We start from the raw sequence: 23,404 nt of genomic DNA on the forward strand, positions 1-23,404 counted from the left end.
GCGCTTCAGAGAAGCGCTTTCATATCGAATTTAATGTAATCTATTTTTTAATCCACCACTGGCTGTCTTTACGGTCAGAACGTTTTACGCCATTATTCAAGATATAGGAAAATCCTATCCCAAGCGTTTGCTTCAGCTGTGTTTTCTGAATCTGATTATGATCATAAAGCAGATCCACCGTAATATTGGATGAAATAAACTTATTCACTTTAAAGTTTACAACAGCTCCGTAAGCAAGAACCAAGCGTTCCGGATGATCCAGATAATTAGAGAACACAGAGGCAGTATTGGTGATATGAACATTATCCATCAGTTTTACTTTATATAAAGCTGTTCCAAGGAAACCGAACTGTAAAAGTGAAGTATCACCGTCATTTTTCAACCCGTAGCTTCCTGCAAACTGCAAGTCTTTATCCAGAACGAATGTCCATCTGGCGTTGACAGGGCGCATGGTTACCGTAAGATTATCATTAGGCCTGTATGTGATACCCATACCGAGATTCAGATAACCGGGAGCCATAAAATTGGAGATTTTTTTAGCCGCCGGATTATTTCCGTCTTCATATCCCGTAGTAAACTGTGATTGCAGCCCGGCTCCTGAAGAGAAATACCAGCTCTTTGAAAATTTACGCCCATAATTGGTAGAAATATTGATCACATCCTGTGTTTTCCTTACCCCAAGTCCTTTAGTATCATTCTGCCCATAATCCAGGACAATAATATTTTCCCACAGATCCTTATCTTTTTCATAGGTAATGTTATAATTTACTCCGGCAAGCCATCCCACATTGTTGGCTCCTCCGCCTACCCAGTTTGAAAAGGCAGCCTGATTGATCATCAGAGTATTTTTTCCTAATACCGACCAGGATTTTACCGTATCTACAACTACTGAATCTCTTTTCAATTCTTCTTGTGCACTTGCATAAATCCCTATAGAAAAGGAAAGAATCAATAAAAACTTCTTCATTATTTTACATGATTTTCATTACAAAAATATTAATATAATTTTTTTAAACGCAGGAATTGACTGATAAAAAGCTTTAAATACATAAAGTTTTCTTTAATAAACCAAAAACAAGCCACTTTAATACATTCAAACTCAAAATATTAAGTTTGAGGTATTAAAATTGAAACCTTTTGTCTTAAAATAAACACCAGTCTTTGAAATACATCGACAAATTTTCCGAAATTTATCATTGGCTTTTGATTTGACGTAACCTCGACATGTTTAAAAATATAATTTCCAAAAGAGCCGTGATAACCCCTTTGCTGATGCTTTCGGCCATGTGGTTCGGCTACTTTCTGCAGATGCAGGGCTTTTTTCAAAGCTGTTTTGGGGCTATAATACCTCTATTACCGGAAGGCTTACTGGGAGTTATTACCTCTCCCCTTCTGCATGGAAATATAGATCATATCATAAGCAACTCTATACCGGTAGCTGTTCTTCTGTTTCTGTTATACCAGTTCTATCCGTTAGTTGCCAATAAAGTCTTTATGATCGGCTGGCTGGCTACGGGCCTCCTGGTCTGGCTGCTGCCTCCGATAGACATCCTCACCGGCGATTATATGTATACCTGTACCATTGGAGCCAGCGGCGTGGTATATGTCCTTGCCTTCTTTCTGTTCTTCAGCGGAGTTTTCAAATGGAATATGAAACTTCTTACCATATCGCTGCTTGTTGTTTTATATTACGGCAGTCTGGTTTGGGGCATGTTTCCGGAGGAATTATTCTACAATCTTCAGGAACCCAGCAAAATATCATGGCAGGCTCATCTTTCGGGAGCTGTTGTGGGAAGCATCATTGCTTTTGCCTTTAAAAATGTGGGCGACAGGAAAAAGAAATACATCTGGGAATTCCCAAACTATTACAGCGAAAAAGACGATAAACTGTGGCAAGAGTATAAAGAAAATCATCCGGAAGACTTTCTGGAGCTGCCTTATAAAAAAAGAGATGACATCTGGGATCATTTGGATGAATTAAGAAAGAAATAAAATGGAATTTGGACGCTCGGAGAGGGAGGTTGAAAGTTACTATTAGACTTAGAATTTCTGAAAGGTATTGAAAGTTCTGGTGAGCTCTATTAAAAAAGTAATAAACAGGCCTATGGCTATTCATTAGGTAATCAATAGCTCCCCTCTTCAAACTTCAGGCTTCCTGACAATATTCAACTCAGGTTATTTTATTACATTTGAAAAAAAACACACATGATCACTGAAGAGTATCTCTATGCAATCGCCTTACGTGAATGCAGCCTGATCGGCGACATTAATTTTCAAAAACTCATCCGCACCTTTGGAAATGCTGAGGAAGCATGGAAAAGAGCAAAAAAGGAATTCAGTAAAACAGATGGCATAGGAAAAAAAACTGTAGCCGATATCGGAAATGAAGAATACCTGAAGTTTGCAGAAAACGAAATCAAATTCTGTGAAAAGAATAACATCCGGATCAGATTGCGGCATATCAAGGAGCTTTCTTATCTGCTTAATGAATGTGATGATGCTCCTGCCATTCTCTACCAAAAAGGAAATTTTGATGATTGCTTACAGAAAATCAGCATTGTAGGAACACGGAATATGACTTCTTACGGCAAGCAGTTCATAGGAGATTTCTTCGAAGCCAGCAAGTCTTCTAAATACATGTCTGTCAGCGGATTAGCACTTGGCGTTGACAAAGAGGTTCATGAGCAGTCTATTCAGTTTAAAATACCTACCATGGCCGTTCTTGCTCATGGTTTTCATACGCTTTACCCATCCAAAAACAGGAAACTGTCTGAAAGAATACTGCAGGAAGGCGGGACATTAGTAACAGAATTTAATTCTTCCCGAAAGCCGGACCGCGAAAATTTTATTCAAAGGAATAGAATCATTGCCGGAATTTCTCCGTCAACGATAGTGGTAGAAACAGGTTTTGGTGGCGGGTCTATAAGTACCGCATCCTTTGCCAACGACTATAACCGTGAAGTTTTTGCCCTTCCCGGAAAGATAACGGATCCATACAGCCAGGGTTGTAACCAGCTGATATTCCAGAATAAAGCAGCTGCCATATCCTCTGTTAAAGTGCTGATAGATTCAATTGGGCTTAATCATTCAAAAGGTAAAGTCGCGGAACTGTTCCCATATAGTGAAACAGATCTACAACTTACTGACACTCAGGAAAGCGTATATAGGTCTATAAAAGCCCATCCTCAGGTATCTCTGGATGATCTTGCAGAGATGATTTCGGTTCCTTCTTATAAAATTCTCCCTATAATTTTAGAATTGGAGCTTTTGGGGAAACTAAAATCATTTTCCGGGAGGCAATTCATGGCAATTTGAGAATTAACGATTTCTTAATATTGCATTATTTGAGACTTAAATTTTAATATTTAATAAAATTTGATCATAAATTATCAATTTAATAATATTTCGAAACATTATTATTTAATTTTCAACAATGTTGAAATACAGTATTGTGAATCTTGAAAAAAAAATTAAATTTGTTGACAATAATATTCAACCCTAATATATGGAACAATATAATATTGACCAGAAAATCCAGGAGTTTATTGCCAAGATTGAAGCAAAAAATCCTAATGAACCAGAATTTTTACAAGCCGTAAAAGAAGTAGCTGTGACTGTAATTCCGTTTATTATGACCAAAAAGGAATATACAGGAATGAAGCTGCTGGAAAGAATGGCTGAAGCTGAAAGAATTATTATCTTCAGAGTTCCATGGGTTGATGATAAAGGAGAGATCCAGGTCAACAGAGGTTTCAGAATTCAGATGAACTCTGCCATCGGACCATACAAAGGAGGAATCCGTTTCCATCCTACCGTAAATCTTTCAGTTCTTAAATTTTTAGCTTTCGAGCAGGTATTTAAAAACTCACTGACTACTCTTCCAATGGGAGGAGGTAAAGGAGGTTCGGATTTCGATCCACAAGGTAAATCTGACATGGAAGTAATGCGTTTCTGTCAGGCTTTCATGACTGAATTATGCAAGCATATCGGTCCTGAAACAGATGTACCTGCAGGAGACATTGGTGTAGGAGCAAGAGAGATCGGATATCTATTCGGACAATACAAAAAAATAAGAAACGAATTTACCGGGGTACTTACAGGAAAAGGTCTTGCTTACGGAGGTTCACTGATCCGTCCTGAAGCTACAGGATATGGTGTGGTATACTTCGCAGAGCAGATGCTTAAAACAATTAATGAGACTTTCAAGGATAAAACGGTAAGTGTATCAGGTTTCGGAAATGTGGCATGGGGAGTAATCAAAAAGGCAACTGAGCTTGGTGCTAAAGTAGTAACAATCTCTGGACCTGACGGTTATATCTATGATAAAGACGGTATCAGCGGAGAAAAGATCGATTATTTATTAGAACTTAGATCTTCCGGAAACAACAGAGCTGAAGACTATGCTAAAAAATATCCTTCTGCTGAGTTCCACGCCGGAAAACGTCCTTGGGAAGTGAAATGTGATGTAGCGTTTCCTTCTGCTACCCAAAACGAACTGGATCTTGAAGATGCTAAAGTTTTGGTAGAGAACGGATGTCTTTGCGTTACTGAGGCTGCGAATATGCCTTCTACTTTAGACGCAATCAATTATTTCCTGGATAATAAAATATTATTCTCACCTGGTAAAGCTTCCAATGCCGGAGGTGTTGCTACTTCAGGTCTTGAGATGACGCAGAACTCTATCCGTCTTAACTGGACTTCTGAAGAAGTTGATGCAAGACTGAAAGAAATCATGATCGGTATTCATAAAGCTTGTAGAGACTACGGAAAAGACGAAGATGGCTACGTAAACTACGTGAAAGGGGCAAATATTGCCGGATTCGTGAAAGTGGCGGAAGCAATGCTGGCTCAGGGAGTGGTATAAAAATAAAATAAAGGTTGGGAAATTCCCAGCCTTTTTTGATATAGCCTGTTCCCGGGATAATGGGAAAAAAGTAAAAAGTGAAAGGAGAAAGCGCAGTATTATACTGCGCTTTTTTTATTTTTACAGGATGAAAAACACCTTCAAAAATATAAATGAATATATTCTTTTGTTTCCTGATGAAGTTCAGCAGAAACTTATAAAACTAAGAGAAACTATCCATTCCGAAATTATAGGGCTTGAAGAATATATCGGCTATCAGATGCCTGATACAAGGGAAAACCTTTGGGCTATTTTGCAGGCTATAAAAAACATGTAGGATTTTATCCCGGTCCTGAAGGCATCTGTGCTTTTGAAAAAGAGTTTAAACAAAAACAATATAAGTTTTCAAAAGGAACGGTTCAGTTTCCGGCAGACCAGGACATTCCAGTGGAACTTGTTAGAAGAATAGTGCAGTTCAGAGCCAATGAAATAGATCAAAAAAAATCCTGAGACATTCGCCCCAGGATTCCTTTCTATATTTACGGTTTATTTATTTTTATTTTTTATTTTTCTGTCTCTTTTTACAGCGTCTTTATTTTTTGAATTCGCTGTGTCGGTTTTCGACTTATCCCAATTGTTGTTGGTGTTAGTGTTATTTGGATTATTCATAGTACTATTGTCAGTCCTCATATCCCGATTGCTCCTGGTGGTATCAGATCTCGTGGTGTCTCTTTTCTGTGGAATTGTCTGTGCCGAAACAGCTACTGTTCCTACTAATAATGCTGTTGCTAAAATTAACTTTTTCATAATATTAATAATTTAGAATGGTATTATGTTAAATGCAATTTTTATACTAAAACATTCTGTAAGTAACTGTTTTAACGTGTTTTATAATTCTTTAAGATAATTTAAATGGTAAAACTCCACTAAAAAATCCTGAGACATTCATCCCAGGATTCCCTTTCTACTTTGCTCAATATTTACTACTTAGATGACTTTGCTTTTTTCTTAGCTTTTCTTCCTTCTTTTCCCTCTGCGGGTTTTGTAGCATCTGTTGCGGTCTCCGTATTCACTGTAGCCGTAGCATCAGTTGTTGCAGCGGGAGTTGTCGCCGCATCCACCGTAACAGTTGATGTGGTATTTTGTGTTTGAGTACTGGTGTCTGTAGTAGTGCTCGGCTGTGTATTCTGCTGTTGTGTCTGAGTGGTCTGGTTATTAGACGTATCGGCTGGCTTTTGTGGTTGTGTCTGTGCCTGGGCCGATACTGCGATTACGCCGACTAAAGTAAACGCTGCAGTTAAAACTAACTTTTTCATAATGTAATATTTTAAATGGTTGTTTAACTTAAACGACACTCTTTTTACTAAATTATGTATAACAGTCTTAATTAACGTACTTTATAATTATTTAAGATATTTTATACGAAGGATTATTTCGAAATATTCTTCATCATTCTTTCCACGAATTCAAATGCAGCCGGGCATATGACAGTATTTTTGAGCATTAAACTATTGATCTGGTAGATCTTTTTGCGATCTGTATGCGGATATTCCCGACAGGCTTTGGGCCTTACTTCATAGATGGAGCAGGTATTGTCATTATTCAGGAAAAAACACGGAAGATTCTGAAGCACCTTATCGTTATCTTCATCTACCCTTAAGTATTTAGCTTCAAAATCAGCCTGTTTCATTCGCAGATGTTTTGAAATGCGTTCAATATCTTTTTCGGTATATAAAGGTCCTGTTGTTTTGCAGCAATTGGCACACTGCAGGCAATCCACTTCATCAAAAACTTCGTCATGGGTTTCCTGCACGATATAATCGAGATTTTTGGGCGGTTTCTTTTTCAGTCCGTCCAGAAATTTCTTATGTTCTTTCTGCTTCTGTAAAGCCTGTTTTTTGTAAACGTCTACATTCATTATCTATATCTCCTGCAAAGAAGGGAGATCTGCTTTTTGATAGTCATTAATTTTATCCAGGTCCAATATGGTTGTCTGATCATTATTATCCGGATAATACATTGGGGCAAACTTAGCTCCATAAACAATTTCTTCCGATACATAGGAAGACCTCTGAACGACAGTATTGGAAAAGACTTCATCAAATGCCCGGACCTGAACGATAATCTCAATATCTGTGCTCTTAAAATCATCTTCAGAAAAGCCGTAGAACGGTGAATCTTCCTTTATTTCATGAACTACTGTCCAGTTCAGCGCCAACGTGTTGATCTTACTCAGATGAATTTTTAAAGAATAAAAATTACTTTTTGGGATCCCATTCTCTATCACTTCAATAGCCGTTGAGACAATAACATCTGCATCTGTCAAGGCATTGTTCTTATAAGGAGCCAGCCTGAACATCAAAGCCCTTGATTCTTTAAACGGAGCAATAACTGCAATATCGGAAAACCGGAGGTAAGCTCTTGGTCTTGAAAATCTTCCGTAAAAAAGTCCGGTTGCAATGGCAAAGGTAAGCAATCCCAGGAAAGCTTCAAAGGTAGCTACCAAACTCGCCATAAAACCTACGGGCGCAATTCTTCCGTAACCCACTGTGGTAAAGGTTTGTGAACTGAAGAAAAACACATCAATGAACTCGTTCAGAGGATCACTTTTATCAATTCCGGTAAGATGCTCCACTCCAATGAGATAGTAAATCATCGCGAATACCAGATTAATCAGAATATAGGCGACCACCAGGTAAGATAAAAAGCGGAAAGTCGACAGGTTCAGCATGGTGTGATACCAGCTCAATCTATTGAATACATTCACGCCTCTTCGTTTTACATTCGGTAGCCCGTCCTTATTGATGAACCTTCCGGACGCATTGCTTCCAAAACCGCTGTTTTCGGTGTTTTTCTGACGGATTTTTTTCCTGAATCCTCTGGTCATTTCTTAATCATTTAATTGGGTTACGTTAAGCAGGAGGAAGATTACAGCTCTTTCTTCTTCCGGATATTTAAAAAGCAAAGTTAAGAATAGAATCCTTTAAGATGACTGTGTTTTTTAGCAATCATTCTTTTAAAATGATGTCTTCAAATGGCAGATGGTTTTTAATAGTCTCTATGGAGCTTTTACTCAAAAAAGACATAACAAAAAACAGCAGAAAATTTTGAATTTCTGCTGTTAATACCATTTTTATTTAAGTAGTTTATATCTTTTGTGCGGGTGATTCCAGCACAGTAACACTTACATTGCTGACAGATTTTACAATCCCAGATTCTCCGTGTACATTGGAAAGGAAATTAGGAAAATTTTCAATAGGAAAAGCCCAATAATAATGTCCATCTACCGGAGAAGGAAAGTTGGCCTGCAATCTTCCGGTTAATTTCATAGGCACAAAGTATTCAACAGAAGACCCTTTTAATTTCGTCAGAATAGAAATAGTCTTTTTAGAATGGGCCGGCACAATAGCCTTGTAAGTGCTGGTTTCTGTAATTTCTTCTGAATTTTCTGTACCTTCCGTTGTATCCCCTCCTACCACAACTTTAGTGCTTGCTGAAGCCTTTGCAACTAGCGGAATATCAACGGATACTGATGCTGCCACCTCAAATGACCCTGAGACAGTACGTTTCCAGGAGGTAGCATATCCTTTTTTATAAGAATAAGATACTGTAATTTCACTTTCCCTGTCTCCATTATTAACAGCCTCCGTAGTATAGGCATTATCCGGCAGATCTACCCCGTCTGTTTTTATCGTTACCTCAGGAGTTCCTAAAACAATAGAGACATTAGGATTAGGAGCCGTATTCCGGACATCTCCATCAACGGACAAATCAGGATCAAATATAATTCCATCGGGAACCTGGCCCGCGTAGGCAAAAACATTTTTCAGCCTTATTCTTTCTCCAGAAAAACTGATATCATACCCCATATCTTTCAGGTGATTTGATTTAAAAGGAATTTCAAGTTCTTCTTCATTGGCTGATCTATAGTTTGAGCTTATGTCATTACTCGTTCCCGCTAATTTAAACTCATCTACAATTTTCCATCCTTTCTGAAGCATCTGTGTCTCTGTAAGCTGTACGTTCTTTACATCCATATAGTTTACATTTTCCGAATCATCATTAATAGAATTCACTTCATCTCTTGAACATGATGCAGAGAATGCTAATAATAAAAGGGCCAATAAAGAATTGATTTTTTTATTCATTTTAATAATTTTTTAGTGTTTAATAATTAAATCTACAAAATCAAAACTCATTAACAGGCTTTTTTTACGAATTAAATAAATTTTAACCATAATTAAATTATGATTTAATTTTTGTCACCTTTGCAATTTGAGTCAATTTTTTTTTATGAAATTTATCAAGTCGCTACATGAATTTTTAATTTGATTTTGCAGTACATTTGAAGTATGAAAAAATTGGAATCAAGAGAAGACATTGAGCATCTTGTTAATTCATTTTACACGAAAGTCGTTAAAGATGAGACGATTGGTTTTTTCTTTAATGATGTAGCCAAAGTAGACTGGGACAAACACCTTCCGAAAATGTATTCTTTCTGGGAGTCTATTCTTTTTGGGCAGATGAGCTATAAAGGCAATCCCATGGGTGTTCATTTTCCGATCAATGAAATTCAGGCAATGGAACAGAAGCACTTTGATCAGTGGCTAAAGCTTTGGAGAGAAACCATTGAGGAAAATTTTGCCGGAGAAAATGCTGATATGGCCATTTATAAATCCGAAAACATTGCCAGGCTGATGGCTTTTAAAATGGAGCTGGCGAGGAGACTTTGATATACGTTCGGGAGTCTGAGAGTTCAGGGGTTTGAGAGAGTCGGAGAGTTTGGTAGTGAAGATTAATTATGGAACGATAACCGTAAAAATGTAGGCTGCAAGATTCACCAATAAAACCGTTCCGTACAGGACATTCGTTTTTCCGCGGCTTAAAGAAAGCATCACTATAAATACGGATAATGAAAGGAGGATAATATCTTTTTTATCAAGTCCCAATACCAATGGGATATCGTACATGATACAAACAGCAGATACTGCCGGAATTGTCAATCCAATACTTGCCAAAGCAGATCCCAATGCCAGGTTTAAGCTGGATTGTATCTGGTTGCTTCTTGCAGCACGTATGGCGGCCACTCCTTCAGGAAGAAGTACTACACCCGCAATAATTACCCCTACCAAAGATTTCGGAGCACCAATACTTTGTACCATTTCTTCAATGGTTCCGGAAAGTCCTTTAGCCATCAGGACAACAATAATCAGGCATACTACCAGAAAGCCAAAGCTGATGAGCGTTTTTTTCAGTGAGGGAATATAATGTTCTTCCGGATGTTCATCAGGAACGATAAAATAGCTTCTGTGACGCACCGTCTGTACCATCAGGAAAACGCCGTAGATCACAAGACAGGCGATGGAGATAAAAATAAGCTGTGCTTCGTTATAGAAGGGCCCGTTGACACTAGAGGTAAAGTTGGGAAGGACAAGGGTAAGGACAAGTATTGAAACAATGCTTACCAGATAGGTCGTAGCGGAAGTCCTTGCAAAGAACTGTTCATGATATTTTACACCGCCTATAAGGATACAAATCCCCAGAATTCCGTTAAGAATGATCATTACGGCAGCAAAAACGGTATCTCTGGCCAGCGTGATCGCCTGATCTCCGCCGGCGACCATCAGCGAGATGATAAGCGCAACTTCAATAATAGTGATACAGAGGGCGAGAATAATGGTTCCGAAAGGTTCCCCTACTTTATGAGCTACCACTTCAGCGTGATGCACTGCGGATAAGACACTTCCGGTGAGCAGGATTCCTGCAATAACATCATATAAAATTCCGGTTCCCATTAATCCGGAGAAGTAATACCCTACAGCAAAGACAGGGAAAATATACGTATAATGTAAAAGTTCTTTTAATCTCATAAAGCGTCTACAAAATACAAAAAATCTATGAAATTTGAAATATCAAAAGAAAATATTAATCATATTTTAATCTAATAAGTAAGGTTCTGAAGTTCGAAGAGGGAAGTTATTGAGGTCATAAAGGATAACCCCTACCCACTTTTTATTCTTTTAAAACCTACTTTATTAATTTACTACCACCACCATTGATATTGAAACTGAATATTAACTTCCAACCTCCCGTCTTCCATCTTCCTTCCCCTTAGTGCACCCACAGGTTAAAATCCAGAAAATCCGTCAGCATATGAAACAAAAGACCGATGGCCACAATTCTGATATTTCCTTTAAAAAATAGCAGCAAAAAATACACCGCAATGGCATAATAGGAATGTAAAATGTGAAAACCTATACTATTTCTTGAAGGGTCAAAAACAGGATTGGCAAAAATATGATCCAGATCTACGAGCATGGTAGCCAGCATAATGAGATAGGCTTTCTTCCAGTTTTTGCGAAAGAAAATAAAGGCTATGAAAACCGGAAAAACCAGATGCAAAAAATAATGCGTGAATGTTTTAAGTAATGCAATTTCAGATAAAGTCATTAATACTCAGTCAGTTTTTTTAGGTTTACGGAGCCTTTACCATCTTAAAATCAATGGCAGTTCTCCTTTCTTCGCTTTGATTTTCACCCAATAGCTTTGGGCCTTATTCCCGTAAAATACATATTCTATATCGGTAAACAGCTTTTTCTCTGTCGTTGATAAAATACTTAATGAAGAGACCAGCATGGGACTGTTTCTGACGAAGATATAATTTTCTTTGATCTTTGGGGATAAAGCGATCGGTTTTCTGGTAGATTTTATGATAAATCCGCTATTATTTTGTTCTATAGTATTCGGCTGAAAAGGAATTGCCGTGAATTGATTCTGGGCATTGATCCATTTTTTATGCTGAAAATATTCCCAGGCCTTTTCGGAAGCTGAGCTTTGAATATCAATTATATACTTAGGCTGGATGATTTTCTGAACGGTTTTTTTCTCAATCTCATTAAAATTATCATCGTAGCCGTAGCTGATGATAGTGTCATTCACCCGTTCTAGATCGGCGGTAGCTCTAAAATAACTGATCTGGGCAGAATCTACAAGATTTTTATTCAAAAGAGAAGCATAATTCTTCACATTACGGGCATCCAGCTCGACGTCTAAAAAGCGGTTTTTTTTCTGAATGTCAGCAGCAATGAAAGCTAAAGAACCTGTTTCTGAAGTGTTTTTTATTTCAATTTCATCCATTTTCAGTTCAATAGAAAAATTCTGAATTTTCTGTCCGGAAATAAAAGAGATACTTCCTAAAGACTTATTGATAAACCGATCTGCATTCAGGATTTTTTTTTCTGAAGAAAGCCATTGCCCGATCTTCTCAAAAGCAGAAGCAGAAGTTCCGACGATCCCATTTCCGCCTTGTATTTTGACAAAAATCTGATCTTTCCGGAATACATTTTTCCCTTGGTTCACAAATTGATGGCCCTTTAAATAAGCTGAGAATTTTTGCGGATCTTTTAGTTCAACCACACTGTACCATTCTGAGAATTTAGTGTCTTTGAGGTGGAATATCTGTAAAAAATCCGGAGTTTTGATTCCTGAATTTTGTAATGAAACCGTTTTTTTATCCTTCGTTTTACTTTCTGTCCATTTTGAGGGATGCGCCATGAAGCTTAAAATATACTGTCCCGTTAATTTTTTAACATCGATCAAAACAACGGCATTTGCATTTCCAGGAACAAACTGTAATGTTTTGTTTTTATAGAAAAATACAAAATAGAACGCAGCTGCGAGTAAAAGAGTTAACGGGACAATAATTTTTTTCTTGTTCATTTACAGTATTTGAGTCTTCTTTTCTTCTTCATTGATTTTATAAATCTCATCGAACAGATCAAAGAAATACATTAAGCTGTTTTCCGAAGAATTTTTAATATTATAGTCTATTTCTGTTTCTACGCTTTCTCCTTTCACCTCTGTTTTATAATACATTTCACCCACATTCTTTCTGAAGAGATCCAGTGATTTTCTTTCGGAAGGTGTTTTGAATTCTTTTTCCAAACCGATTAAAAGTTTCTGAATATCCAGCCTTCCGGATAATGGATATTTAGATGAATCTTTCGCCCATTGCTTAGAAACATCAGACTGACCCTGAGGGCTGATATTGTCTGTAGAACTGGTCAGGTAAACGATACCGTCTTTTACCGTCATGTACAGCTGATCCATATATCCGCCTCCTTTTTCATCCTTGAATGAGTAAAAGCTTCCTATTTTTGAGAATTTCTTAGACAAATGCTTATTGGTAGCCATTACATTGAAAACACGGTTCCAATAGCCTTCATTTTCTGTTGCAAAAGCAAATGTAAAGTTGGGAACGGCTACATCTTTGGTTTTCTTTACTTCTTTTTCATTGTAGTCGTCATCATACTCGTAATCTGTATACTCTACTTTTTTGGACTTTAATTCATTCAGGACAAAGATTCCGTTGCCCGGCGCTATTTTGGTGATGGCTTCTTCATCCAGAACAATTTTCATGGTTTCCATCATGAGCTCCATTTCTTTTTTATACTCACTGTCTCCCGTGTCTTTAAGAAGGTCGTACATCAAATCAAAAGTTTTAGCGCCGTTTACATTCATAACATAATAGCCAATGCTTTTTTCATTGATCAGTGCCGCCAGTTTCTTATTTTTCTTGCCTTTATAAAAGGATGAAATGGTCTTCTGGATTTCCGGATTTTTATGCTGATAGTTATTGACCAGCTTTACTTTATCCTTGTCAAAATATAAATTGTAGTATGAACTTGATTCGTATGCATTTCTTAAAAACTGCCCAAATTCAAAACGCTTCATCATTTTTCCATAGATGCCGTCATTGACCATCTTTCCGTAATCTGTGTAAACATAGGCATCGGCGTTAGTATCTCTGAATGTAAGCATAGCTTTCGGCACTTCAATTTCTAAGTTTGAGCTGAAGTACTGGTCGAAACGGTCTTCTGCAAGTTTCTTCACTATTTTGAAGTTTTCAATGCGCGCAGAATCCAGTTCTTTCTGGTAGGCCGTATCTATTTCAGTTTCTGCATATTCTTCCTCTCTTGGATAAACTTCTTCAGCTTTACCTTCACCTTCAGAATGCTGGGTGTCTACGTTTTCCTTCGGATATTTGTGATTCTTTTCCAGATACTTGATATCTTTCTGAATTCTGGTGATCTCCTTGTTATTTTCCCTGATGTTATCTTTTAAATATTTAATATCTTGTTTCAGACTGATTATTTCCTCTTTATAATCGAAGGGTATTTCCGGTTCTATGGCATAAGCACTGTCCACAGCAGCAACAGCCACACTGTCTGCAACGGTTGCAGTACTGTCTATAACAGTTTCAGTCCACATATCTTTATAAGGCTTGGTATAGTTCACCATACTCAAAACAGCACGGTCATTATTCCATGCAACAAAAATATTATCATCTATATCCACATAAGAATAATTCTTTTTCTTAGAAATTTCCAATCCTTTTTTCTTGGTAGAATTGATGAATTCCTGAAACTTTTCTTTATTATCTACAATAAAATGAGTCGTATAGGTCTGTATTGAGTCATTAAAACTGGCATAATGATATTGGATAGCATCATACTTAATTCCCGTCTTGGAATAATCATTCCACGAAGATTTTTCTTTACTTTTTTTGCTTAATTCATGCAATAAAGGATTAAGCTTTTGCCAGTTGATTTTCTGATTCAGCTGTTTTCCGTTGATTTCCATATAAAATATGGCATCGCTGGGAAGTTTCATGCTTTTTTGTGCAAAAACAAGCATAAAACCAAATAGTACGAAAGTAATTATTTGTGTTTTTAATAATATAGATTTCATGGTTAAATGTTAAAGTTTATTGAAATAATATTGTGTTTTGTAATTGTTTTTTTTGAAAAATGAGGTCCAGGATATCCGCTTCCAGTTTTACCGCTTTTTTATTCGGAGCCAGCAGATAAGCACTGTTGGTCTGTGATTTTACGGTATTTTCAAACTGCATTACCGAGGTGTATCTGGCATTATTGAAAATCTCCTTATCTGCCTTTCCCATTTTGTCGTAATCCGCTTTGAAGGTGTTGACCTTGTTTCTGATCAATGTTTTTTTCTGAAGGTTCTGGCTGTAAATTTGTGTAGGAACCATTTTTCCAAGGATATTTTTGGCTTTCAGCTGCTCCAGTCCGGCATTAATATTTTCAATCTTTTTAAAATTACAGCTAAGTTTGATGATGTAATTATCAAAATCCATTGAAGTTTTTACGTTGCTGATTCCCGGGGTTGCTTTAAAAATTCTGGCAGCTTCATTGATTTTATTTTCAATTTCACCTTTTTTGGGAACTTTTTTTCCGTTAATCGTCTCCATCTTAGAAATGGAAGCCAGCCTTGTTTTGCTTTTACTGGCGTTAAGAATAATGGTATATTCTCCTGTTCCGTCGGCCTTAACATTCACTTTATCCAAAATATCAAAACAGCTGGTCAGCAATAATAAAGGAAAAAGCAGTAAAAAAAGCTTCAGAAGATTTTTCATAATTGAATTTTAAAACACAAAACTACTTAATTCCGTTTGAAAATACTTTATGGACGCTGTTATTTCACTGAAAACAGCCATTTTTTCAAATTCTGCCTTTCAGATAATCCTGTCTTACTTCCTCATCCAACTTTTCGATGGCATATCTCAGACAGGTTCTCGGCATCTCCTGATAATGTTTATTTAAAAAACTGATCAGCTCAGTTTCGTTTTTCTGTCCCATTTCTCTAAGCAGCCATCCGTTGGCTTTATGCATCAGGTCATGCGTATGTTTCAGGTTTTTGGTTACAAATTCTTTAGTCAGTTCAAAAGAGCCTTTTTTCACGTAGTGCATTGTACCTACAACAGCAATCCTCTTGTGCCACATTTCTTCAGAATCTGAAAGGTTTCTCAACAATTCTTCTCTTCCGTTTTCAAAAGCATACCTTCCCAAAATCTTGTAGCAGCTTGAATCTACCAGATCCCAGTTATTAACATACGGAAGATGGTTCAGATAAAACTCTATGATTTCTTCTTTCACAGTTTTATCCTTTGTTTTTTCAAATTTAAAGATGAGCATGAAGAGTGCAGTAAGCCTGTGTTCGTGGTATTTTGAAGATAAGAGAACACTGAGATCCTGCAGGCTTATCTTAGCATAATATTCTTTAGCAACAGATCTCTGATCCGGAACTTTCACGCCTAAGAACAGGTCTCCTTCTCCATATTCTCCTTTTCCTGTTTTGAAGAACCTCGGAAAGAATTCAGCTTTTTCGGGAACGGAAAGAACCGCTAATGCTTCTTGTATTTCTTTGATTATATTGCTCATGCAGTGGTTTTATGAATCTAATTAATGATGAACAATTATAAACTGTTTATTAAGCATGTTCATCCGCCACAACACTTTCCTGCGTTTCTTCTTCTTTTGCAATGGCTTTCGGATTGGCTACCTTGGCAATAGTAAGTCCCTGAACAATAATGGAAAATACAACTACACAGTAAGTGATACTTAAGATAATTTCACTGTATTCACTTTTCGGGATAGACATCGCCAATGCAATGGAAACTCCACCTCGGATTCCTCCCCAGACGAGAACCTTTACGGTTTGCGGACTAAATCTTGTTCGAAGAGACATAAATTTTGTAGGGACCCAGATCGAAATAAAACGGGCAATTAAAACGACTGCAATGGCCAAAAGTCCCGGAACCATAAAATGTTTTAAGTCTTTGATCATCAACAGTTCAAAACCTATAAAAAGGAATAGAACAGCATTAAGAATTTCATCGATCAGCTCCCAGAATTTGATGAGATAATCCTGGGTAATGGATTTCATTTTGAAACTTACGTTAAAATTACCCATGAATAAACCTGCGGCAACCATCGTTAAAGGCCCGGAAATATGCATCTGTCTTGCAACAAGATACCCTCCCATTACTACGGAAAGTGTTACCAGAACAGAAATGATATAGTCATCCACCTCACGCATCAGCCTGGAAGTGATCCATCCCAATAAAACACCGAGCAGGATTCCACCACCTGCTTCTTTCAGCAGAAGCAATCCGATACTTTCAACACCCAGATCCACTTCTTTCCCAATGGCAAGCTGCATTACGACTGTAAATACCACTACGGCCATACCATCGTTGAAAAGAGATTCTCCAGCCACTTTTGTCTCCAGTGATTTAGAAACATTGGCCTGCTTCAGAATACTTAAAACAGCTACCGGATCGGTAGGGGAAATAAGCGCTCCAAAAAGCAGACAGAAGATAAACGGAAGCTGAATTCCTAAAAAAGGCAGCAGATAAAACATCCCGAATCCTACTACAAATGTGGAAATAACCACTCCAGCCGTAGAAAATATCAATACCGGCCTGAACTGCTCCTTGAGATCATTGATATTGATATGAATTCCTCCTGCAAAGAGCAGGAAATTAAGCATGGCACCCATCAGAACTTCTGTAAAGTCTATACCATTCATTAACTTGTTAAGATGCCCAAAAGTTCTCGGAAGCACTGTTTCTCCAAACATCACCAGAAAAATAGAAACCACGATGGCAATCACCATAATCCCGATAGTACTGGGAAGTTTCAGGAATCTGTAATTGAGATATGCAAAAATTGATGCTAATACTATTAAGGCTGAAAATGAATAATATAATTCCACTAAGTGTTTTTTTAATTAATTTATAGGTCTGAATAAAGGATTTTTATATACAGTTTACGCCCGTCTTTTTCCCAAATATCAAACATTCCGTCTTTGGCAGGCTGTGACCCTCTTACATAGTCTTTTCCGATATTCAGTATATTCAGCAGGATGTATTCATCGCCTACAGAATTGACTAAATAGGCTGTTTTTTCAGAGCTTCCGTTTCCGGAGTTCTTTATTCCTTCGGTAAGCAGTCGGAACTGGTTCAGATGATGCATAAAATTGCTTCCGTCTTTCCGGGAGTCATAGGCCCTCAGAAGGACAAGAAGTACATCCAGATTGGTAGGATCTTTACCGTAAAGAACTTTACCCAGCCTGATGCACTCTTCAAAATTCCCCTGCTTAAAGGCATCCGTCAGACTTTTAAAATTCTCATCAACTGCTGAAACTTTATCATCCCTGAAATTTCTGCCATAGTAAAGATACTGGGCTTCAATACTGTCCAGAGATTTAGGATATCCTTTGTATTTAAAAATCAGTTTCTCATAATTGTAGGGAGAATCCGGATTCTTAAGGCTTTTCTCAATTTGTTTTAAATCAATTTTTGATTTCTGGCTGAAGCCGAAAACCGAAATGAAAAGCAATAACAGGAAAAAGTTATATTTCATTAATCGTTGTTTTCTTCTTCTTCATCGTTGTCGAAATATTCAAAAAGGAAATCATTGTATGGGAACCTGGAGATGTGTATCCTCATTACCTCATCGTAGATCATTTTCTTCATTTCCGGGAAGTTTTCTTTCGTTAGAGCAGAGATAAATACAGTCGGATATTTAGATTTACCCATCCATGTTTTTTTCCACTCTTCCAGAGAAACATTCTTTTTTGTAGATGGTGTAAGATCATCTTCATCCTTTTTATCATAGCTGAAATCATCAATTTTATTAAAGACCATGATCATCGGTTTCTGATGGGCATTGATCTCCATTAACGTCTGATTAACAGATTCAACCTGATCTTCAAAGCTTTCATGGGAAATATCCACCACATGAATAAGCAAATCTGCTTCACGGACCTCATCCAGCGTAGATTTAAAAGACTCTACAAGCTGTGTCGGAAGTTTTCTGATGAATCCTACCGTATCGGTAAGCAGAAACGGCAAATTGCCAATAACCACTTTTCTTACCGTTGTATCTAAGGTGGCAAACAATTTATTTTCTGCAAAAACCTCAGATTTGGAAAGCGCATTCATCAGCGTAGATTTTCCTACGTTGGTATATCCCACCAAAGCAGCGCGCACTACCTTTCCGCGGTTGTTACGCTGAGTAGCCATCTGCCTGTCGATGGTTTTTAGTTTGTCTTTTAACAGGGAAATCCTGTCACGGATGATACGGCGGTCAGTTTCAATCTCTGTTTCCCCGGGACCTCTCATCCCGATTCCCCCTTTCTGACGTTCAAGGTGGGTCCACATTCTCGTCAGACGCGGCAAAAGATATTGGTACTGTGCCAGTTCCACCTGAGTTCTCGCGTAAGAAGTCTGTGCTCTCTGTGCAAAAATATCAAGGATAAGATTGGTTCTGTCCAGAATTTTCACTTCTATTTCTCTTTCGAGATTTTTAAGCTGGGAAGGAGACAGTTCATCATCGAAAATAATAGTTCCGATCTCGTTTTCCTTTACATATTCTTTTATTTCCTGTGCCTTTCCGCTTCCGATAAAAGTTTTGGAATCCGGCTGAGTTAATTTTTGAGTAAAACGTTTTTGAACCGTTGCACCTGCTGTGAAGGCTAAAAATTCAAGTTCATCCATATATTCCGTAAGCTTGTCTTCATCTTGATTTTGGGTAATAACCCCTACCAAAACTGCTCTTTCGTAATTATGTTGTTTCTTATCTAGCATTAATTCTGTCTATGTTTGTGATTTTCACAAGATACCAATTTCAGGAAAAAAAACAAAATCATTTTTTAATTTTCCCTATTTTTTTAATGTTAATTTAAGTTTACAATATCTTTCATTTGTAAAAATTCAATACCTTTATAACGCTGATTTGTAACCAATAAACAATTAAAATTACAAATCTCATAAAAACTAACGCCAAGATCATGAATTCCCATATTAAATGTATGATTATTGATCATGATGAACTGGACAGACTGGTTCTTCAGCATCACATCAGGCAATACGATAATATAGAGATTGTTGCGTCTTTTGATTCAGCCGAAAAGGCAGTTCCTTATCTGGAATTCCCAATCGACCTGTTGATCTGCGAAACTACACTTAACGGAATGAGCGGACTTGAATTCCGGAAACTGGCATATAAGATTCCTGCCTGCATCTTCGTAAGCTCCCATCCGGAGCTGGCTGCAGAAGCCTTTGAAATTGAAGCACTGGATTTTGTCACAAAACCTCTGAAAGCAGAACGCTTCCAGCATTCTATAGAGAAAGTCTTCAATTTTTTTGAGATGAAAAAAAAATGCGAATGCTTCGATGCCCTTCTCGGTGAAAACTGTATTAAAATAAAAGAAAACGGTAATATTTCTCAAATCAGGCTTACCGATATCCTTTACCTTGAAGCATTAAAAGACTATACCCGGCTTGTCACGCATGAAAAGAAGCACTGTGTTCTGGATTCCCTCGGAAATCTACTTCATAAAAGTTTTTTCGATTCTTTTATAAGAATTCATCGCAGCTATGCCGTACCCCGTCATTTCATCCGCGGAAAAAGCAGCCATGAGATAGAGCTGATCCATCAGATCAGGCTTCCCATAGGCAGAACCTACAAAGAAAGTCTTTCTTTCCTTAACCCTTAATGTCTGATTACCAACATTTTTACCATAAAACGCCGTTGGTCGATTTTTTTTGACGTTAGTCTATTTTCCTTTAATCCGGTTGCGATATGTGGTAATTTAGTGTTTACAAATTTTCTTTTGAAAACTTGGATAACCTATTAATAACCACAAAAATATTTTACATGAAAAGAACATCTATTCACTGCTTCTTTCTCATTCTGTTTACCTTTTCCGTCAGTATCCTGAATGCCCAATCGGCAGTTCTGACCACGGGAACAAATGCATCAGGAGGCAACGGCTCGGTTTCTTACAGTGTCGGCCAGACCGCTTATCTCTATAAGGGAGCAGGTTCCCAGATATTGGAGGGCGTACAGCAGGCCTACGAAATCACGACACTTTCTGCCAGCGAAACCACAACAAAGCAAGACGGCATCCTACTCTATCCGAATCCGGCCAGAGATTATCTGTACATAGACTTTTATTCTGTTCCATACAAGGGATCGGAATATCAACTGTTCGATAGTCAGGGCAAACTGATCAAAAAGGACGTGATCTCACAATCAAAGTCCGAACTTAATCTCTCCTCTCTTCCTTCTGCGGTTTACATCATCAGAATCAACCAGAATGGAGAAAATCTAAAAACCTTTAAAGTCATAAAAAAATAACGCCATGAAAAAAATATTACTATCTCTGGGGATTATGCTCGGCTTCTTTCTCGGACACGCCCAGGCTCCTGAAAAAATGAGCTATCAGGCCGTGATAAGAAATGGATCCGGTCAGCTGCTGATCAATCAAAACATTGCTGTAAAAGTAAGCATATTAACAGGCTCTCTCATTGGACCACTGGTCTATTCTGAAAGACTTACAGGAAGTACCAACGCCAACGGGCTGATTAGTCTGGAAATAGGAACCGGAACCGTACTTTCGGGAACCTTTTCTACAATAGACTGGCCAACCGGGAACTATTATCTGAAAACGGAAACCGATCCGGCCGGAGGTACGAACTACACAATAGCAGGAACAAGCCAGCTATTAAGCGTACCTTATGCGATGTATGCCAAATCAGCTGGCGGAACCGGTGGAAGCTTTACAATTCCTTATACCAATACGATCAACAATGCCTCCACTTTATTTTCACTGACCAATGATGGGGACGGAACCTCTGTAGAAGCGATCAATAATACAACGACTTCCAGCATTGCCTCATTGCGGGGTATTGTAAACAATGTGGCACCAGGAGGATTCTCCAGTGGTGTCCGTGGTATCAATAACGGAACCGGAGGTTTGGGTGTAGGTGTCTGGGGAAGTCAGAACGGCAGCGGCTGGGGTGTTTATGGTGTTACTCCCAACGGTCTTGGGGTTTACGGAAACTCATCGGCCGGAGGAACGGGAGTATATGCCAACAGTAATACCGGAACAGGGCTTACCGCAACCAGTAACACCGGAATTGCAGCAAGTATATCTATTTTCAATAATGCCAATAACAATAACGTTCTGAATGCGAACACTCTTGGAAACGGAACGGTCCTCAATGTTTCTTCTTCCGGCGCCGGTGCAGGTGTTTTAAGCTCTACGGGAAGCGGTTTTGCAGTACACGGTATTACTTCTGCACAGACTTCTGCAGGGATCATTGGTGATAATAACGGAGCCGGTGAAGCGGTAGTCGGAAGGACAACCAGTGATATTGCCGGTGCTGTAGTAGGGCGTAATGATGGTGGTGGATATGGGGTAAGAGGATTTGTAAGCGGCAATGCTACCGGAACGTCAATAGGGGTTTTCGGACAGGTTGGACTTAATAGCGGAAAAGGACGTGCAGGAAGATTTGAAAACATCAACACCGCAAATGACTTTAATACTTTTGAGGTAAAAACCAACGGTAACGGAAGTATTCCGAACAACACACAAGGTAATGCGGCATCCTTCTTAGTTGACAACACAAACAGTGTAGGAGCGGCAGTAAGGGGTGAAGTAAATACTATTTTCGGAAACTTCGGAGCAGCAGGTATTTTTGGAGTTTCTTCAGGAACTGGAGGGCGTGCAGGATTATTCTACGCATCAAACCCTTCCGGAAACGGAGCTGCATTAATTGCTTTGACCGATGGAAACGGAAACGCCATCACGGCTAATGCAGGTAAGAACGGAAACGGTGTTGAAACCAATGTAGATGGAACGGGTAATGCTCTTTATGCATGGGTTCCCACTTTCTCCGAAGGACGTGCAGGCCGTTTCGAGATTTTTAATGAAAACAATGAGAACGAAGTAATATCCGTAAAAACCGTCGGGAATGGGATTGCAGGAAATTTTAAGGTAGACAGGGTAACAGGAACTTCAGCAGCCGTAAAAGGTGAAGTGACTTCACAGTTCGCTAATTTTGGTACCGCCGGTGTTTATGGCTTATCTTCAGGAACAGGCGGATATGGTGGGTTGTTTTATTCTTCCAATGCAAGTGGCAACGGTCCGGCATTACTGGCTCTTACAGAAGGAAACGGCAATGCTATCACTGCCAATGCCGGCAAAAATGGAGATGGCGTAGAAGCTACGGTGGACGGAACGGGGTCGGCTATTTATGGCTGGGTACCTAGTTTTGGTACGGGTAAAGCAGGCAGGTTCGCCAACTTCAATAACGCCAGCGCACAGCCAGTAGTTCATGTAACCACTACCGGTACCGGTTCTACCCTGCTTATTAACCACCAGGGGCCATCCGGCAACATTTCCGTATATCAGAGTGAATCAGCAAACGTAGCCCGTATCAATAAAGCGGGACGCGGATTTTTTAACGGAGGCACCCAGAGCAGCGGAGCAGACGTTGCCGAAGTCTTTGATGTGGAAGGAAATATTTCTGAATATGAAACTGGTGACATTCTTGTAATCTCCACAAATTCAGACCGAACCGTTGAAAAATCTTCCAGACCCTATTCTACTCTTGTAGCAGGAGTATATGCAACAAAACCGGGAGTATTGCTTACCGAAGAACATATTGATTCTGACATTTCCGGTAAAGTACCGATGGGTGTTATCGGAGTGATTCCTACCAAGGTATGTCTGGAAGGGGGAAAAATTAAAAGAGGTGATCTTTTGGTAACCTCATCAAAACCGGGAACTGCCATGAAAGCGAATCCTAAGAAAGTAAAAATAGGACAGGTGATCGGAAAAGCACTTCAGGACTATGACCAAAACTCGACCGGTAAAATTAAAGTATTGGTAAACATTAAATAAACT

General features: G+C 38.5%; 24 protein-coding genes. 9 read left to right on the forward strand and 15 right to left on the reverse strand.

All coding sequences use genetic code 11. The annotated features are described in order from the left end of the window. Positions 1-40: 40 nt before the first annotated feature. Positions 41-967, reverse strand: coding sequence for a DUF3078 domain-containing protein (locus tag J4Q03_RS18145; RefSeq protein WP_426049530.1), 927 nt, complete (start codon positions 965-967; stop codon positions 41-43). 257 nt (positions 968-1,224) lie between these two features. On the opposite strand from J4Q03_RS18145, the gene J4Q03_RS18150 reads away from it, so the two are divergent. From J4Q03_RS18150 to J4Q03_RS18170, 5 genes are all read left to right on the forward strand, one after another. Next, positions 1,225-1,992, forward strand: coding sequence for a rhomboid family intramembrane serine protease (locus tag J4Q03_RS18150; protein WP_426049531.1), 768 nt, complete (start codon positions 1,225-1,227; stop codon positions 1,990-1,992). Positions 1,993-2,205: 213 nt separating this feature from the next. After that, positions 2,206-3,315 carry a DNA-processing protein DprA gene (gene dprA, locus J4Q03_RS18155; RefSeq protein WP_426049532.1) on the forward strand — a complete coding sequence of 370 codons (1,110 nt, stop codon included), beginning with the start codon at positions 2,206-2,208 and terminating at the stop codon, positions 3,313-3,315. A 190-nt stretch (positions 3,316-3,505) separates the two neighbouring features. Continuing rightward, positions 3,506-4,864 (forward strand): NADP-specific glutamate dehydrogenase, encoded by a 1,359-nt coding sequence (gdhA, locus tag J4Q03_RS18160; protein ID WP_223558007.1) that lies wholly within the window; start codon positions 3,506-3,508, stop codon positions 4,862-4,864. A gap of 127 nt (positions 4,865-4,991) precedes the next feature. Next, positions 4,992-5,180, forward strand: a complete 189-nt coding sequence (locus tag J4Q03_RS18165) for a hypothetical protein (RefSeq protein WP_426049533.1) — start codon at positions 4,992-4,994, stop codon at positions 5,178-5,180. Next, positions 5,147-5,353 (forward strand): iron chaperone, encoded by a 207-nt coding sequence (locus J4Q03_RS18170; protein WP_426049534.1) that lies wholly within the window; start codon positions 5,147-5,149, stop codon positions 5,351-5,353. Before J4Q03_RS18165 ends, J4Q03_RS18170 begins: the two co-directional genes overlap by 34 nt. A 36-nt stretch (positions 5,354-5,389) precedes the next feature. Here the strand turns inward: J4Q03_RS18170 and J4Q03_RS18175 are convergent, their stop codons facing one another. The 5 genes from J4Q03_RS18175 to J4Q03_RS18195 all read right to left on the reverse strand — a co-directional run bounded on the left by J4Q03_RS18175 (position 5,390) and on the right by J4Q03_RS18195 (position 8,991). Continuing rightward, on the reverse strand, positions 5,390-5,650 hold the full coding sequence (locus J4Q03_RS18175) for a hypothetical protein (RefSeq protein ID WP_426049535.1): 261 nt from the start codon (positions 5,648-5,650) through the stop codon (positions 5,390-5,392). Positions 5,651-5,826: 176 nt separating this feature from the next. Continuing rightward, positions 5,827-6,159 carry a hypothetical protein gene (locus J4Q03_RS18180; protein ID WP_426049536.1) on the reverse strand — a complete coding sequence of 111 codons (333 nt, stop codon included), beginning with the start codon at positions 6,157-6,159 and terminating at the stop codon, positions 5,827-5,829. 113 nt (positions 6,160-6,272) lie between these two features. Further along, complete coding sequence (locus J4Q03_RS18185) at positions 6,273-6,761, reverse strand: YkgJ family cysteine cluster protein (protein ID WP_426049537.1); 489 nt, start codon at positions 6,759-6,761, stop codon at positions 6,273-6,275. 3 nt (positions 6,762-6,764) lie between these two features. Then, complete coding sequence (locus tag J4Q03_RS18190; RefSeq protein WP_426049538.1) at positions 6,765-7,730, reverse strand: ion channel; 966 nt, start codon at positions 7,728-7,730, stop codon at positions 6,765-6,767. A gap of 259 nt (positions 7,731-7,989) precedes the next feature. After that, the gene (locus J4Q03_RS18195; RefSeq protein ID WP_426049539.1) at positions 7,990-8,991 is read right to left on the reverse strand and encodes a hypothetical protein; all 1,002 of its coding nucleotides are present in this window, start codon (positions 8,989-8,991) and stop codon (positions 7,990-7,992) included. Between the two features lie 204 nt (positions 8,992-9,195). On the opposite strand from J4Q03_RS18195, the gene J4Q03_RS18200 reads away from it, so the two are divergent. Beyond that, on the forward strand, positions 9,196-9,576 hold the full coding sequence (locus tag J4Q03_RS18200) for a group III truncated hemoglobin (protein WP_426049540.1): 381 nt from the start codon (positions 9,196-9,198) through the stop codon (positions 9,574-9,576). 66 nt (positions 9,577-9,642) lie between these two features. Here the strand turns inward: J4Q03_RS18200 and J4Q03_RS18205 are convergent, their stop codons facing one another. From J4Q03_RS18205 to hflX, 9 genes are all read right to left on the reverse strand, one after another. Next, complete coding sequence (locus tag J4Q03_RS18205) at positions 9,643-10,713, reverse strand: calcium:proton antiporter (protein ID WP_426049541.1); 1,071 nt, start codon at positions 10,711-10,713, stop codon at positions 9,643-9,645. A gap of 241 nt (positions 10,714-10,954) precedes the next feature. Continuing rightward, a complete protein-coding gene (locus J4Q03_RS18210) occupies positions 10,955-11,293 on the reverse strand; it encodes a DUF6122 family protein (protein ID WP_426049542.1) in 339 nt (112 codons plus the stop codon). 36 nt (positions 11,294-11,329) lie between these two features. Continuing rightward, entirely contained in the window at positions 11,330-12,562 is a 1,233-nt protein-coding gene (locus J4Q03_RS18215) for a hypothetical protein (RefSeq protein WP_426049543.1), read from the reverse strand. Continuing rightward, positions 12,563-14,593, reverse strand: coding sequence for a hypothetical protein (locus J4Q03_RS18220; protein ID WP_426049544.1), 2,031 nt, complete (start codon positions 14,591-14,593; stop codon positions 12,563-12,565). 16 nt (positions 14,594-14,609) lie between these two features. Then, the gene (locus tag J4Q03_RS18225; RefSeq protein ID WP_426049545.1) at positions 14,610-15,278 is read right to left on the reverse strand and encodes a hypothetical protein; all 669 of its coding nucleotides are present in this window, start codon (positions 15,276-15,278) and stop codon (positions 14,610-14,612) included. An 85-nt stretch (positions 15,279-15,363) separates the two neighbouring features. Continuing rightward, complete coding sequence (locus tag J4Q03_RS18230; RefSeq protein WP_426049546.1) at positions 15,364-16,083, reverse strand: DNA alkylation repair protein; 720 nt, start codon at positions 16,081-16,083, stop codon at positions 15,364-15,366. 49 nt (positions 16,084-16,132) lie between these two features. Next, a complete protein-coding gene (locus J4Q03_RS18235) occupies positions 16,133-17,419 on the reverse strand; it encodes a cation:proton antiporter (protein WP_426049547.1) in 1,287 nt (428 codons plus the stop codon). A 20-nt stretch (positions 17,420-17,439) separates the two neighbouring features. Continuing rightward, complete coding sequence (locus tag J4Q03_RS18240) at positions 17,440-18,069, reverse strand: DUF4919 domain-containing protein (RefSeq protein WP_426049548.1); 630 nt, start codon at positions 18,067-18,069, stop codon at positions 17,440-17,442. After that, positions 18,069-19,295 carry a GTPase HflX gene (hflX, locus tag J4Q03_RS18245; RefSeq protein WP_426049549.1) on the reverse strand — a complete coding sequence of 409 codons (1,227 nt, stop codon included), beginning with the start codon at positions 19,293-19,295 and terminating at the stop codon, positions 18,069-18,071. Before hflX ends, J4Q03_RS18240 begins: the two co-directional genes overlap by 1 nt. Positions 19,296-19,498: 203 nt before the next feature. On the opposite strand from hflX, the gene J4Q03_RS18250 reads away from it, so the two are divergent. The 3 genes from J4Q03_RS18250 (at position 19,499) to J4Q03_RS18260 (ending at position 23,401) form a co-directional block, all read left to right on the forward strand. Continuing rightward, positions 19,499-20,206 carry a LytR/AlgR family response regulator transcription factor gene (locus tag J4Q03_RS18250; protein ID WP_426049550.1) on the forward strand — a complete coding sequence of 236 codons (708 nt, stop codon included), beginning with the start codon at positions 19,499-19,501 and terminating at the stop codon, positions 20,204-20,206. A gap of 161 nt (positions 20,207-20,367) precedes the next feature. Beyond that, a complete protein-coding gene (locus tag J4Q03_RS18255; protein ID WP_426049551.1) occupies positions 20,368-20,850 on the forward strand; it encodes a T9SS type A sorting domain-containing protein in 483 nt (160 codons plus the stop codon). A 4-nt stretch (positions 20,851-20,854) separates the two neighbouring features. Beyond that, on the forward strand, positions 20,855-23,401 hold the full coding sequence (locus J4Q03_RS18260; protein ID WP_426049552.1) for a beta strand repeat-containing protein: 2,547 nt from the start codon (positions 20,855-20,857) through the stop codon (positions 23,399-23,401). Positions 23,402-23,404 lie beyond the last annotated feature (3 nt).

The organism is Chryseobacterium sp. NFX27 (genome assembly GCF_049887855.1).
In the GTDB taxonomy this organism is placed as follows: Bacteria; Bacteroidota; Bacteroidia; order Flavobacteriales; family Weeksellaceae; genus Chryseobacterium.